Source organism: Providencia sp. PROV156, from assembly GCF_028480905.1.
GTDB classification, from domain to species: domain Bacteria; phylum Pseudomonadota; class Gammaproteobacteria; order Enterobacterales; family Enterobacteriaceae; genus Providencia; species Providencia hangzhouensis.
Genome location: NZ_JAMPPE010000011.1, coordinates 1 through 14,506 on the forward strand (window position 1 = coordinate 1; position 14,506 = coordinate 14,506).

Sequence of the window (14,506 nt, forward strand, 5' to 3'; positions counted from 1 at the left end):
CACCTTTGTTTCATTAAGGGATAAAAAATTCATTTCTATTTTATCTCAAAATGAAGCTAATCCTCTGCTACCTATTTTTAAACGTATTGAAACACAAATGGCTATAGGCAAAACACCTAATACACTCGCAGACCTTTTCTTTATTGAGCATAAGCGAAAGAAGGCACAACAAGCTAGAATGGATACTAATAATGGATAATAACAAGCGATTAGCTGGTAGCGAATTAGATAAGTACAATAATACGTTGTACTGGGACTCACGCCGATTGAGACAACATTGAAGACTTGAGGTATTATAACGTTATTGAAGACTGATGTTGGTATGAAAAAGGGTAAATATGCGAATCAATCAAATTGAGCTGAGTAATTTTAGGAAATACGCGTCAGCACGTATTAATTTTCACCCACAATTTACACTCCTGATCGGTAATAACGCATCAGGTAAAACAACGATTCTAGATGCGCTTGCAATGTTACTTTCGACCTATTTTCAAGGTGCACGAATCACTACTGGTGGAGCAACATTAAAGAAATCCGATGCTCGGTACATCGTTGTTGAAAAAGAGGGACAGGTTTTCCTCGAACCGCAACCTAACGTCTGGTTAAAAGCAACAGCAGTTCTTTCTGAAGTAGAAAATTATGTTGAGTGGATTCGTGAACTGGGTGATCGCGGAGGTAAAGCTAAAGAATTAATAGCACATGGTGCTGATATTAGAAAAAAAATTGCAAAAGGATATAGCCCCGACCTACCATTACTTTGTTATTACGGATCCGGTCGTTTGTGGGAACTTCACCGGGATATGAAAACTGGACATCCCGGTTCGCAACTGGATGCTTACCGCTATTGCCTTGACCCAAAGTCCGATCAGTACGTTTTTCAAAAATGGTTTAAACGTTTAACTCTATCTGAATTGCAGCGTAAAACTGAAATACCTGCCTTACAGGTTGTAAGAAATGCCATAATTCAGTGTATTCCTGGCGCAAAAAATTTTATTTTTGACATTAATGAAGATACTTTATTGATTGAACTTAAAAGAGAAGGAATTGTTAGGTTTAGTGATCTGAGTGATGGTTTTCGTAATATGGTGGCGATGGTGGCGGATATTGCTCATCGTTGTGCCAAACTTAACCCGCACTTTGGCCATACAGCCGCGCAACTGACGCAAGGTACAATTCTTATTGATGAACTTGATCTGCATTTACATCCCAAATGGCAGCGCCGGGTCATCCCTGATTTGAGATCAACATTCCCTAAAATTCAATTTATAGCAACGACACATTCCCCTTTCATTATTCAATCTGCAAATGTTGGTGAAGTTATTGATCTTGATAGTTTTGAGAATATGCAAAATGACACCAAGGCTCTTAACAACGTTGCTACAGTTGTTCCTGAAGCGCTTTATACCGGTAAATCTATTGAAGATATAGTTGAGGCAATTATGGATGTACCCGTACCTCAACGCAGCCAACGATATCAGGAAATGTATGATGCGGCTAAAGAGTATTACGCACTGCTTGAGGGAGGAAAAAATGCAACAAATGATGAGAGAAATGAGATAAAACGAAAGCTTGATAAACTTACTGCGCCATTCAGCGATAATGTTGCGTATCACGCATTTCTCGAAATGGAAAGGGTAAATGCAGGGCTAGGACGAACCCAACAAGGTAATGATGAGTGAGACCAGTTAATAGGGGGCCATGTCCCAAAAAAGACGACGGAACCGATGTTGCCTATACAGAATATAAAAATGCGCGTAGGGCCTTAATTAATAGAATGGGTGAATATTGTTCTTATTGCGAGGCGCGCCTTTCTGCAAGTCTTGCTGTTGAGCATGTTAGGCCCAAAAAGCCCCAAGGAGCAACACAAGTCGATCTGACTCGGTTATTGTCCTGGGATAATTTTCTTCTAGCTTGTACTAACTGCAATTCAACAAAAGGTAATACTGATGTTGTGATTACCGATTATCTCTGGCCAGACTGTGACAATACTTTTTCTGCTTTTATATATTCTGAAGGAGGAATCGTCAGTGCCAGAGAGTCAACCGTTACTATCAAGGCTCAAAATATGATTACTCTGGTTGGTCTTGATAAACGTCCGGATACAACAGATGCTTCAGATCGACGATGGCTGAATCGAAAAGAAGTTTGGGACATTGCTGTATTGTCCAGAGAACGACTTGCAAATAACGATATCATCGCTCTTCGTGAACAAATTATTGAGACTGCCAAAGGTTATGGGTATTGGAGTGTTTGGATGACGGTTTTTGCAAATGATGCAGACATGCTGGCACGTTTTTTTGTATGCTTTCCTGGTACTAGCCCTGAATGTTTTGATAATCATTATGCGCCGGTTACAAGGCCTGGTGGGCAATGTTGATTTGTTTATAGTCATCCTTTTCTATGACGAGCCCCCGTCAACTCGCATTTTAGTCGTGTAAACAACGTCGGCTTTTGGCACAGAGCGGCCTTTCAGATTAGGATACCTTAAAAGCAAAAATGGCTTCGACATTTTTGCTTTTCCTATGATTTATGGCTTTAGGCTGTTTACTTAAACATAAAATCACCCATTTTACGGGGAGCTAGTGCAAAATCTGTTTATTGTATACCATATTTCAGCTCACGAGCTTCGAAAGCATGCTGCCCACCTTCTAACACATCACAGATAGCCTTACGCATGCTATTTTCTTGTCCATAATCGCCATACTCAAGCGCACCGCTACGATAAGTGATTACCTCATCTGTATTACTAGCAATTATCACTTGTTCCGCATCACAGTTCACAACAAGATTAGCATTATGTGTGACAATAATTACCTGACGGTATTCCTTTATTTTACGAAAAAGAGGGACAAGTTGACGCATAATAAATTCATTATCGAGGTCATCCTCAGGTTGATCAAACACAAAAGGAGAACCAAACGTATCTGTTGCAAGTTTGAGACAAACATAAAAGGTACCACGTTGTCCTGCAGAAAGTTTCTCGACTGTTTTTCCCTTATATTCAAATTCTGCTCGGACTGTAAGATAACGTGATACTTGCTCAGGGCTATATAAAAAAGCTAATAGAGCGAACGGTCCCTGGCTGTTGAAATAATCAGACCGCCAAAAAAAGGTCTCTAGTGTGATTTTTTTACCCGGCTCTTCAGGTAGCTCAATAATTTCCTTTCCTTCAATTAACGCTATAAAATCGTTAATAGTTTCAACACCGAAAACAACCGAAAGTTTTTCAACACTGGACTGCTCACTTGAAGTCCTAAATCGACTTCGGTTAACTCTTTCAAGGATTCCATTATAAAAAACAGTTAAATCAAAGTAAGGTTGCCCATAAATACGAATGTCTGTAAGTATTTCCCTTATCAGCTCTTTTTGATCAGTCGTAAAGTGCTCCTTTTCAGCTAATGAAGCAAAACTTGTATCAATCGTATTTTTTTGTTCTAAAAATTGATGGACAAAGGCCCCCATCATTTTTTCTCGTTTGCCTACATCTTCACCTGCCTGAGTGATCCGGCTCTGAATTTCTTCTACTTTTAATTTTGCTTGCTCGATCTGAGATTGATAACCACGAATTTTATCTAACACACCAGAAATATCCTGCTCAATGCCTTGAGATCTAAATTCGCCAATTATGCGGGTATTATCCTCGTTGACTAATTTAAGTTGACCTTGAATAGTTGATACATAGTTTGTGGTGTGATCTTTTAGCTCTTTCAGCTCTATTTGCGGTATGAGAACAACTCCTGTAGGGATCGAGTTCATTTGCATAATTCGGGTGTTAAGATTTTTTTCTACTTCTTCAGTGTCTTTCAATAAAAGCTCACCAGAACTTATAGCCTGCGTGAATTCAGCTATCCGGGTACTATTTATCTGAAACTTTTCAATTAGAGCCTTATTTTTTTCACTAGTTAGTGTTTTGATTTTTTCTTGTGCAACTCTTATGATTTCGGAGTGATATTCCCGTGTATTTACTTTTTGGTTGTATCCATCGCAATAAGAGTAATAATCTCGGAAGCTTTTGTAGTTATTAAGGTTTTGGTCAAGTTCATTGCGAAGAGATTCAGGAATATGTTCATCGGGCAGCCGTAGCATTTTTTTTATTTCATCACTAATTAGACCTGGTTGCTGGCAAAGGGTTTTGATTTCACCTTGTGATACATGAAGATAGTCATAGCTTTCTGTACATGAGTCAAACAGAATTTTCTCTCCATTTGCCTTATCTAGCTCTATGGTCAATTGTTCTACATTTACTGCCCTTTCTTCACTTCCGCGAGTTGCTGAGCCAATGAAATGTGATCGAATTGCATCTAGCAGTAGACTTTTTCCAGTACCACGTCCTCCTATAATGGCTACCATATATGGACTTAAAGGAATATTTAATTTTTTAAATCGAATCGATTGACCATCGAATATAGAGCCGCCAACCTCAATGCGGCTGAAATGCACTTTAGAAAGATGCTGATCTATCCAACTCTCTTTTAATCGTATGCGGGAACTAGGCTCTAAAGTAGCCTGCCGTAGCCCTTCAAATGTTGGTAGTGCTTTAACCCAAGTATACTTACTACCGATATCTTCTAGGCAGTGGGCATCTGAGCAATGAAAAACAGGCTTACTACTTGCGCCTGGATAGCGGTCAGTCTTCAAAAAAAACTCTCTATCTCGTAAGTTTCCGAAAATAATCTGTCCTTGTCTGTCTATCCATGTGGCAAGTTCTCTGGAGCGACCATTAGCATCAGGGCGATACCCTCCATAGCCATTTGGGCATATTGCAATAAAAAAATCTCGATATGGTTCCAAGGTAGAATTTAAATGCTCAAGCAGTTGACTATAGTCAATCACAATAGTTTCGACACTTAATCCGCTAGATAGCACATCTTTTTCGCAACAATATAGTATTCTCCCACTACCATCAGTAAGCTTCAATCGCAATCTAGCCAATACTTCATTAATACGGCTAGTACTTAATTTATCCGAAAATAGGACGTGAATATTGATGTATTCACCTTCCTTATTTTGTTGATCTAAACGTAGTTCTATGTTTCCCAAAACCTTGATGTCGAGCCCCTGTCTGGTAATTTCATCTCGGATAGTTTCGAGCTCATTCTGTCGAAAATAGAAGTAATTGGTTACACCTATCAAAGAAAGTTGCTGTTCACCAAGTTTTTTAACATAGGCTTCGACATTATCATTATTGGTAAAATTGTTAGCCAACCACGTCATTGGACTGTGAATATGTAAATCCCATTTATTCCATGTTGATCCTTTCACTCAAACAACCTTCTTTTTTATTAGATAGATGAACTAATGGTATTGGATATAGACATTATTATCTAGTGGAAATATGTACTTAGTGATGCAGCTCACTATCTGATATCAAAACCAATATTCCAGCAAACAACTTGAGCTTCCAATGGTTTTTATGCGCCTTACATATGTTATATTTATCATGTTCACCATATAACGAATACAGGATACATATTTATGATAAATGAAAATGATTTAAGAGACCTTATTTGTGAAAATATCACTATACTTGGGGACGATCTAGAACTTCTTAATAAAGAAAAATATATTCCAAATACTTTAGGTACGAGAGGTTTTATCGATATATATGCTAAAGATAGAAATAATAATCATGTGCTGATTGAGTTAAAGCGAAGTGACCAAGCATCAAGACAGGCAATCCATGAGGTTATTAAATATGCTGAGGGTGTAAAATCACATTTTGGTGCTAATGATGACGAAATAAAATTAATCATTGCCTCAACAGAATGGAAAGAGTTATTAGTACCGTTTTCAAGTCTAGTATACAATACTCCCTTTTCTCTAAAGGGAATTAAACTACAACTAAGCAATGAAGAAATAACAACAGAAATAATGAAACCTCTTATTTATAATAAAGGACGTTTCATTTCTCCAAAATATGAAGTTTTTTGGTATAAAGATGAATCAAGTTTAAATCAAGGGATTAATTCAATAAATAAAGAGTTAAATAAAATTGGAATTAACAATTACTTACTAAGTATATTAAAATCTTCTAACCCAATTATTTCACCATCCAAAGAAAGACGGATAGAGGTTTTAAAAGAATTAGCTCATATTATGGGGACTGAAACGAAAAATGTCCCTACCGATTTTTTTTCGTATATTGTTTTTCTTTCAACGCAAATAATGTCATCAACCAAGCAGCTAGCTATAATCAAAAAAAATCATTCTGAAGAGACCATTCAGGAAGTTATGGGTTATATTGATGGTATGACTGAGGAGGAGATGGTTGATGTATTACACGATTATACGCTCGAATTAAAAGATATACATAGTGATGATATGGAGATTGGAGATCCTGCAAAATTTTCACTTTATCTAAATGATAGTGAAATTAGTCTTAATAAATTGGTTAGGAAAGGTTTTTTCGAACTAAATACTAATTTGACAGATGAGAATCTTATAACTGAACTTACGGGAAACAAAGGAAATTCAATACAAAAATTAGAAATTAGTATATTGACCAGTGATAAACAACAACTTAGTAGTTTAAAAGATAAAATTAAAACTCTATTAGAAACAAATGTGGTTTGGAAAAATCAATTATTACAAATCTTAAATGAAATAGAGAGTAATCATGATTCTTCAAAAATTGAACTGACCATATACCACCCAAGAATGGCTTTGTTTTCCATTTATTATTCAATTAAAAAACAAACAGATATGGAGAGTTATATACCATACTATACCCTTGCAACTAAAGACGCTAATGATAATCCTATTAAAATATATTACGGTTGCTTACAAAATAATGGTTCAGGTATTTCATTTAAAGAATTACTATTAAAATATTATAGTAATAACATCCATAACTTGATTCATACTATAACATGGGGTGGGACTGACAATCGTGACAATGAGATTCTTGATGATGTTGGTTTGTCTTATATGAGTTTTCATCATGATTTATTAACCGATAAAAAATATTCACTTATTAATAATAAATGGCGAGAGCAACGGATAAATACAATTACAGGTTACTTTGATGAATTCATTAAAAACCATTTGGAATTAATTAATGAAATTATGGATGAAATCTCATTTTTTGATATGGAAAATAGATTTTCAACTCCTAATATAGATACTCATATAATAATAGAAAAGAATGAGGTTCAATCACTTGATATATCTAAGCTTCATGAGTTCTTTGAGTTTGCCACATCAACCATCCCACATATTCGATTTTTTCAAGGGAAAGTTGACGTGACATTTAACGGCTATGACTCTGATGATGAACTTTACATGATTGATGAAGTAAGGCAATTCATACGTAAGGTTAATAATGAAATAAATTATTTATTCTTTTTTATAAACCCAAATGGAATAAGCCAAATTTTAAGAATCTTCTTTCTTTCTTTTTGCGAAATAAATAGTCAGATACGTAATTCAAATGGAAGAATAGAATTAGATCTAAACTTTGCAGATTCACCAAATTTTATTGAAAATCAATTTAATGGGTTAAATGAACTTACTGAAGCATGCGGTCTGAGTATTGATGATAATAAAAAAATAACTTACTCTATACTCGATAGCATAGGAATACCTTACGAATAAATATTTTGTATATACCCATAGATTTATGCATCAAGCTCCCAATATATAATATTTAGGGGGGCTATTTCGCTAATATACATATTTCCTTCACTGCATATCAATTTTTATTTGCGACATATATTAAGTCAGATTGCAAATTCAACCATCAAAACGGTGAGTAAAATCACATTATCATTAAATTATATAAAAAATAAACTCATGAACTATTGATTGTCATATCACCTTAAAAACAAGCAAAAATTGACATCTCATGAACTAAAATTCACTTCGCGAATGGTAACGATATAATATTTAAAGAAAAATAGGCGTGAACCTCATCAAATTCCGTAGAAGTTAAATAGAATATAGTGACTCAATAAATGCCATAACATGGCTTACTCCAAGTACACATCTTCATCCCTATCGGTCCGATAGCCTATTTTAAAAATTGAATAACTTAATCTTCACAAATGTATCCTTGGCATCTAAAACCTTTCCATCTTTACTTACTGGTAATATCAATCCAATTTCTGAATGCGTCTCCTTATCTACTAATATGGAACGTGGCTTATTAGACTCAAAAATAGATAAAAGCGGCTAACAAAATTGTTGCCGCTTGGTCATATAAAAATCTTTAATTCTCTATAAGAAAGTCTTTTCTCATCGGGACAAATATATCTAATATTTCCCCGCTCTCTAAACATTCACATTGGTGTTTTTCATTAGATGGAATATAAATAACATCACCACTATTAACTCTATTTTCTATTAAACCAACACGATAATTAAATGAGCCGGATATGATATAACTCATCTGTTCGTGTGGATGTTCGTGAAGTTCACCAATTGTTCCTGTAGTTAATGACACCTTTGCTATCATAATGTTTTCACTACCAAAAAATACCTTCCGTAATGTTCCAGGCGAAATATTCTTGGCATTTATAGTCTTATCGAATAAACATTATTTAAAATCCAATATTTTTGTTCTGCGGTCATTTATTTTATATTAACGCACTTGTTCTTCATTGTTTTCGATGGGTACAATTGGCTTAATATCTCTTAACATAATTAAATAAACCAATGCGCCTATAGCACAAGCAATTCCTGAAACAATTAAAGCCCATATAAATGATCCCGTTGCTGCAATAATATACCCTGTTACTATTGGGCCTAATATTCCACCGCAGTTAGATACAGCACTTTGCATGCCACCTAATACTGAAGTCATATTGCGTGGGGCGACATCTCCCGGTAAAGACCAAATAGCAGATGCGGCAAATGCAAGAGCAGCGTAAGATAAACATAATAATGTCATCATTAACGTCACTGATTCAACTAAGCCTGAAAATGCAATACTCGTAGCAATTAACATTCCTCCTACAATCGGGATTTTGCGAGCGAGGCTGACATTATTATATTTGATAAACAAATAGTCAGTAACCCAACCGCCCAACCACTGCCCAGCAATACCACATAGTGGAGGGAGCATTGCTGCAAACCCCATTTCTTCAAGGCTCATCCCCCGCTCCATCATTAAATAAGCAGGAAACCAAGTAATAAAGAAATAAATAGCATAATCCAACATGAAAAAACCAATACACATTGCTTGAACATTACGATAGCGAATTAATTGGTACCATTTCATTGGTTGGATATTATCGATGCCTTCTTTTTTAACTTGCCCTTCTCGAATATAAGCAAGTTCTTCGGCACTAATTTTAGGATGTTGTTCAGGATCGTGATAAACCTTAAGCCAAGCAAATACCCAAATAACGCCTAGGGCTCCACAAATAATAAATGCCGCTTCCCAGCCCCATTTAGCAATAATCCACACCACTAATGGCATAGCAAAAGCAGTACCAAATTTAGCGAGCTTCTCGATATCCAACTCAATACCCAGACCTGGTGTATTTGGTATTGTAAGGTAACCTTGTTCGTCAACCTTGAAAGGCGTTTTAACGATGCCATCAATATATTGGCTACCACCAATAAATTCGACATAATCCACTTGTGGGAAAGCGGCTGCCATTTGTAAGTCAGCAGCAAGCCCCATTGCCGTATTCCAGCCATGGCCGACATATTTCACGCCAAACTCATCCGCTAGCCATGCGATTCGGCGTTGCTCAGAAATTCCACCGACTTTAGTCACATCCGGCTGAACAATATCAAACGCTCCTTGCGATAACCATGGCAAGAAAGCTTGACGGCGAGTTAACACTTCACCTCCTGCAATGGCTACAGGGCTCTCTTTACGCAGCACTTTGAAGTCTTCAATATCATCAGGTCGTAAAGCTTCTTCAAACCAACCTACCTGATATTCAGCTAACATGTGTGAGGTTTGGATTGCCCATTTTAAGCCATTCGGCCAATATGCATCGCTCGCTCCTGCATCAACAAATAGTTGGGAATCTTGCCCTGCTGCATCCCTTGCAGCTTCAACAATTGCGCGGTCTAATTGTTGGTCATTACAGCGGCCAAAAGGTCCCCAACCAATTTTGAATGCTTTAAATCCTAATGACTTATATTCTAGGATCACCTTGTGCATAACATCTGGCTTTTCCATCAGCAACGAACAATAAGGTTGAACTTTTGACCGGTAGTTCCCTCCTAATAGAGTGCTTACTGGTAGCCCTGTTGCTTTACCTAGAATATCCCACAGTGCAATGTCGATCCCACTAATTGTGTGTGTTAGTGTACCTCCACGTCCCATCCAAAAAGTATTTTGTCTTAACTTTTCAGATACTCGCTCCGGCTGCAATGCACTTTCACCAAGACACAAAGACGCTAATACTGGGATAGCAGCTTCAACCAAACGACCATCAGTAAATACACTGCCATAGCCTGTAATACCCGCATCAGTATGAACTGCAATGATGGCATGAATAGGATCTTCTGGCTTTATTTCATTTGACCAGCCCCCCTTAGGGCTTTCTCCAAATAGTGGAACGGCAACAATCTCAGTAATTTTTATCTCTTCCAATCGTTTATCCATCATTTTTTCCTTCACTCTTTCTTTCAATAACAGCTTATTAATTGGGTGCATTAAACTAGATTGTAAGATTGTATACAATATTCAATTGCTTTAATTGTGATCTAAATCGAGTTTGTTCGATATAGCTTCTGACTGCCATTCTTATGTTTTTGTGGTCTATGATTTGATGATGTGGTAGTTTTATTAGAGCAAATTTTGAATAACTAAAATCATTACTACTTGATTAATAAAAATTTTATAGGCATTCACGATGACTGATAGTAAAAAAAATCTTTTTTTAGATAAAACGGCAAAAGACGATTACTGGCAGCCTATTAAAGCAAGAACACTGACTGACGATGTAGTTGACAGGTTGGTTGAAGCTGCCACTCGTGGTTATATTTTGCCCGGTGATCGTATTGTTGAAAAAGAAATAGCTGAAAAAATGAACGTAAGCCGCGTTCCAGTTAGAGAAGCTCTCCGCGTTCTCGAAAGTCAAGGTATTGTTATCAACGAGCCTTTTAAAGGCATTCGCATGGCACCCGTTTCTGAAGCACGTCTTGATGAGCTTATAGAGGTAAGAGTTCTATTAGAGTTACATGCCGTCAGGCGATTTATTTCTCAGGAAAAACATTTAGATACGCAATGTATTACTGAGTTAACAGAATGCATTAATCAAATGACCAAAGCGGCAACACTCGAAGATAGCTATCTTTTTTCTTTAAGCGATGTCCATTTTCATCGTACATTATGTGAACTAAGCGGTAATAAGACATTAACGTCTTTATGGGAAAATGTGGCAAAACAACTCACTATTATTATTGGAATATCAACATTCACTAAGCCAATGGAAGAAATTATCCAAGAACACCATGTGCTATTAGACAAAATTCGTACGGGTGATTTACCTCTATTAGAGAAAGAAATTAAAGAACATATCCGTAATCAGAATAAAAAAGTTAATTTCAATCTAGCCGTCAATAAAAAAAGAGAACAATAGAGCCACCAGCAATAACAGTCGACGACTTTTTTAAGGTCGTTTCATAATTTTGATTGAGCGAGTTTTTTGGCTATATCCTAGCGTATTGTGCGAACCGCCCATCTCTGTATGGTATTTGCCAGTATAATTATCGCCTTCGTAAAAACGGACAATCCAGCCGTCAGGGATAGTATAAGAGGCTATTTTATCTGAGAAATGGTGACGGGAAAGATACGGAATATCGTCAAATACTTCAATATAATCGCCCTTTTGCCAGGATTTAGCGTAAACAATTAGGCTTTCTTCAATATATTGATCACCAAACGATAATTTACTGGTGCTGCATTTCGCATCTTGAGCTTTACAAAAAATACTACCTTGCCCTTGCCCTAATTCACAGCGTCGAGAGGTTTTGTGTCGCGCTGTTTGTTCAGACATTGCAGCTTCTGCATAGAAATTAGAAAAAGGAGATAAAGCGCAAACATGCACAACAACAGAATCATTACGGGATGGTTTCCCATGATAATTAGATTTTGCGACAGTAAAACTACTGAATAACAATAATAATAACGCAATCTTTTTCATTTTTGAGGTCTTTTAATGATTTGAATAGCGTAAAATTACAATTACTTAATGCAAATCACTAGCGGAACACTCTGATTAAAAATTAGCGATACCCTCTTTTATGATTTTGAGAAGACCAACTGTAACTTGCATCGCTGGGAACTAACTTATCTTTTTTCTTTTCTGCCCGTAATTTTTTCGCTTGCTTTTCGACTTCTTGAGATATTTCGGTAATGATTTGTTTCCTTACTTTGCTCTGCTCGGAATTTGTTAATTCACGGCCAAGTTTTTTCCTTTCTTGAGCAAGCCTTGTACGCACTTGGATTTTTTGAGTTTCGGTCATTTCTTGAATCGTTAACATCTTCATTGTATTACCCCTTACTCATATTAAAATACCTAACAACAATATATCATTATTAGGCAATAAAACACTAACCATTGTTTTAAGCCTAACATTAATGCCAAGCAATAGGATTAAGAGTATAGTAACCTCATTGCAACTTTAAAGAATCTCGCTGTTATTATGGAATTAACCTCGTCTTCGCAAAATATTCGCCAAATCTTAACTACTGACACACCACTCATCGATGTCAGAGCTCCTATCGAATTTCAACAAGGGTCGATGCCTAATGCGATTAACCTTCCGTTGATGAATGATGATGAACGTGCTGCCGTTGGTACATGCTATAAACAACAAGGTTCTACTAAAGCCGTTGAGTTAGGCCACCAACTTGTCAGTGGTGATATTAAAATTGCGCGGATCACAGCGTGGAAAGAAGCCTGCCAACAAAATACCCATGGTTATATTTGCTGTGCGCGTGGTGGAATGCGCTCCCATATCGTGCAATTTTGGCTAAAAGAGGTGGGAATTGAATACCCTCTTATTAACGGTGGATATAAAGCTTTACGACAAACCGCAATTGATGCCATCAATGAACTGGTCCAGCGCCCTATCATTTTAGTGGGCGGCTGTACCGGTAATGGTAAAACCACTTTAGTCCATCAACTCGCGAACGGAATTGATTTAGAAGGTCTCGCACACCACCGTGGCTCTTCTTTTGGCCGTACATTACAACAACAACACTCACAGGCCACATTTGAAAATTATTTAGCGGTCGCTTTATTGAAGAAAGCCCAACACTGTCAGCGTTGGGTACTGGAAGATGAAGGACGTGCCATTGGTGCGAATAGCCTACCTCTTGAACTACGCACACAAATGGAAAAAGCGCCAATCGCTATTATCGAAGACCCCTTTGAGCTACGTCTTGAGCGTTTAAAATATGAATATTTTGACCGTATGACGCAAGATTTTTTAGCAACTTTTGGTTTCGAACGAGGCTGGCAGGAATATAGTGACTATCTACACCATGGCTTATTAGCCATTCGCAAACGTTTAGGCTCACAGCGGACAATCGAATTAACCCATTTACTTGATCTTGCTTTAGCAGACCAAAAAACAACCGGTGATACCCAAACACATTTTTCGTGGTTAATTCCATTGTTGAATGAATACTATGACCCAATGTATTGCTATCAATTAAGTAAAAAGCAGCATCGCATCATTTTCCGTGGTAATTATAAAGAAGTTGAACATTGGCTAGCTCATCAACAATGATGCATTTTCTTTCACTGCAAATAGCCTCATCGTATGGGGTCTGAGGCTATTTTATATCGTAATGGCTTGAACATGATCATAAAACCTAGAATGGTGATTTTTTTACTACCAGCTCGCTAACCCCTTGGTAAATCAACCTTGTTGCCAATCCTCCAAGAATTAGCCCGACGCCTTTGCCGACAACTTTATGAACGCGTGAATAAGTTCTACGCACAGAGGTTAAAGAGAATGTTTGGCATAAAATTATCCGCCAAATTAGTGATGCAATAACAATTCCCATCCAAATAACTAACTTAGTCCATAATGGTGTTGATGGGGAAATTGTCGTTGAAAAAATACTCATAAAAAATAAAACGGTTTGTGGGTTTGATAAATCAGAAATCAAACCCCGTCTAAAGTAGACACCTGATGGAAAACTTTCCATGGTATTTTCGGTGGACAGATTGAGTTGTGTTTTGTTATTGAAAACACTCACTGCGTAATAAAGTAAATATAAACCACCCAGAATCTTAATGAGTGAGAATAATGAGCCGAACTCCGCCATTAATGTGACCAAACCAAATAAACCGAGACCTGAATAAATGGCATTGCCTAATACCACGCCATAGCCACAGGTTAACCCCGCTTTTTTACCTGAGCTTAATGTGGTTTGCACCACAATAAACAAATTTGCCCCAGGATTAAAAAAGGTCAGTATAAATAAGAATAGCGTGATGATAATGCTGTGTAATGGATCCATTATTTTTCTTCAAAAATTTAAGGTTAACCATTATAGTCACGGCATAGAGAGTAATTCTGTTTTACT

12 protein-coding genes are annotated in these 14,506 nt (G+C 36.9%); 6 read left to right on the top strand and 6 right to left on the bottom strand.

What is annotated here, in order from left to right:
- From PSF31_RS09685 to PSF31_RS09695, 3 genes are all read left to right on the top strand, one after another.
- On the top strand, window positions 1-199 hold a 199-nt coding region (locus tag PSF31_RS09685; RefSeq protein ID WP_272683190.1), incomplete at its 5' end, for a hypothetical protein.
- A gap of 139 nt (window positions 200-338) precedes the next feature.
- Window positions 339-1,679: an AAA family ATPase gene (locus PSF31_RS09690; RefSeq protein ID WP_042843729.1), complete on the top strand. Its 1,341-nt coding sequence runs from the start codon at window positions 339-341 to the stop codon at window positions 1,677-1,679.
- Window positions 1,676-2,377: an HNH endonuclease gene (locus tag PSF31_RS09695; protein WP_042843730.1), complete on the top strand. Its 702-nt coding sequence runs from the start codon at window positions 1,676-1,678 to the stop codon at window positions 2,375-2,377. The genes PSF31_RS09690 and PSF31_RS09695 overlap by 4 nt, the downstream gene beginning before the upstream one ends.
- Window positions 2,378-2,595: 218 nt before the next feature.
- Here PSF31_RS09695 and PSF31_RS09700 read toward each other — a convergent pair whose 3' ends face one another.
- Window positions 2,596-5,262, bottom strand: coding sequence for a TrlF family AAA-like ATPase (locus PSF31_RS09700; RefSeq protein ID WP_164561006.1), 2,667 nt, complete (start codon window positions 5,260-5,262; stop codon window positions 2,596-2,598).
- Between the two features lie 213 nt (window positions 5,263-5,475).
- Between PSF31_RS09700 and PSF31_RS09705 the strand changes: the two genes are divergently transcribed.
- Window positions 5,476-7,593, top strand: coding sequence for an endonuclease NucS domain-containing protein (locus tag PSF31_RS09705; protein ID WP_164561007.1), 2,118 nt, complete (start codon window positions 5,476-5,478; stop codon window positions 7,591-7,593).
- A 613-nt stretch (window positions 7,594-8,206) separates the two neighbouring features.
- Here the strand turns inward: PSF31_RS09705 and PSF31_RS09710 are convergent.
- Complete coding sequence (locus tag PSF31_RS09710; protein ID WP_232062959.1) at window positions 8,207-8,452, bottom strand: cupin domain-containing protein; 246 nt, start codon at window positions 8,450-8,452, stop codon at window positions 8,207-8,209.
- A 126-nt stretch (window positions 8,453-8,578) separates the two neighbouring features.
- Window positions 8,579-10,567 carry an MFS transporter gene (locus tag PSF31_RS09715; RefSeq protein WP_257474432.1) on the bottom strand — a complete coding sequence of 663 codons (1,989 nt, stop codon included), beginning with the start codon at window positions 10,565-10,567 and terminating at the stop codon, window positions 8,579-8,581.
- 247 nt (window positions 10,568-10,814) lie between these two features.
- On the opposite strand from PSF31_RS09715, the gene PSF31_RS09720 reads away from it, so the two are divergent.
- Complete coding sequence (locus PSF31_RS09720) at window positions 10,815-11,543, top strand: GntR family transcriptional regulator (RefSeq protein WP_164561009.1); 729 nt, start codon at window positions 10,815-10,817, stop codon at window positions 11,541-11,543.
- 30 nt (window positions 11,544-11,573) lie between these two features.
- Here the strand turns inward: PSF31_RS09720 and PSF31_RS09725 are convergent, their stop codons facing one another.
- Together PSF31_RS09725 and PSF31_RS09730 are read right to left on the bottom strand one after the other, a co-directional pair.
- The gene (locus tag PSF31_RS09725) at window positions 11,574-12,107 is read right to left on the bottom strand and encodes a beta/gamma crystallin-related protein (protein ID WP_094960555.1); all 534 of its coding nucleotides are present in this window, start codon (window positions 12,105-12,107) and stop codon (window positions 11,574-11,576) included.
- Between the two features lie 82 nt (window positions 12,108-12,189).
- Entirely contained in the window at window positions 12,190-12,453 is a 264-nt protein-coding gene (locus PSF31_RS09730; protein ID WP_102138563.1) for a DUF3811 domain-containing protein, read from the bottom strand.
- Window positions 12,454-12,609: 156 nt separating this feature from the next.
- Here PSF31_RS09730 and mnmH point away from each other — a divergent pair, with 156 nt between their 5' ends.
- Window positions 12,610-13,701 carry a tRNA 2-selenouridine(34) synthase MnmH gene (mnmH, locus tag PSF31_RS09735; RefSeq protein WP_164561010.1) on the top strand — a complete coding sequence of 364 codons (1,092 nt, stop codon included), beginning with the start codon at window positions 12,610-12,612 and terminating at the stop codon, window positions 13,699-13,701.
- Window positions 13,702-13,786: 85 nt separating this feature from the next.
- On the opposite strand, the gene PSF31_RS09740 is transcribed toward mnmH, so the two are convergent.
- On the bottom strand, window positions 13,787-14,440 hold the full coding sequence (locus tag PSF31_RS09740; RefSeq protein WP_004254329.1) for a LysE family transporter: 654 nt from the start codon (window positions 14,438-14,440) through the stop codon (window positions 13,787-13,789).
- Between the last annotated feature and the right edge of the window lie 66 nt (window positions 14,441-14,506).